This window comes from Nocardia otitidiscaviarum NBRC 14405, assembly GCF_000308635.1.
In the GTDB taxonomy this organism is placed as follows: domain Bacteria; phylum Actinomycetota; class Actinomycetes; order Mycobacteriales; family Mycobacteriaceae; genus Nocardia; species Nocardia otitidiscaviarum.
This window is the reverse complement of sequence record NZ_BAGD01000218.1, coordinates 1-360: the sequence shown is the minus strand read 5'-3', so window position 1 is coordinate 360 and position 360 is coordinate 1. Positions and strand designations below refer to the sequence as shown.

At 63.6% G+C, this 360-nt stretch carries 1 pseudogene; it reads left to right on the top strand.

Going from position 1 to position 360, the window contains the following annotated elements:
* Positions 1-87: 87 nt before the first annotated feature.
* Positions 88-360: pseudogene (locus ON31_RS29400) on the top strand (hypothetical protein); the annotation flags it as partial.

Sequence of the window (360 nt, the reverse complement as noted above, 5' to 3'; positions counted from 1 at the left end):
GCGGTTCTCGACGCTCCCGCAATCCAGTTCTGTCACACCAGATGTCACGCGTGACTCACGGGACATACGCACGAAAGGCACTCCGCAGTGACGTGGTTCAAGGTCGATGACGGCTTTTGGTCACACCCGAAGACAGTCGGGCTGTCCGATTCGGCCGTCGCCCTGTGGGTCCGCGCGGGCGCGTACTCCTGCCAGCACCTCACAGACGGCGTCATCGCTACGCCGGTGCTGCGCATGGTGGGGGAGAAGTCCGCCGCTGAGGAACTGGTCGCCGCCGGGCTATGGGACGAAACCGCAGGTGGCTACGTGTTTCACGACTGGGCCGAGTATCAGGAAACCAGCGAGGCGGTAAAGGATCGG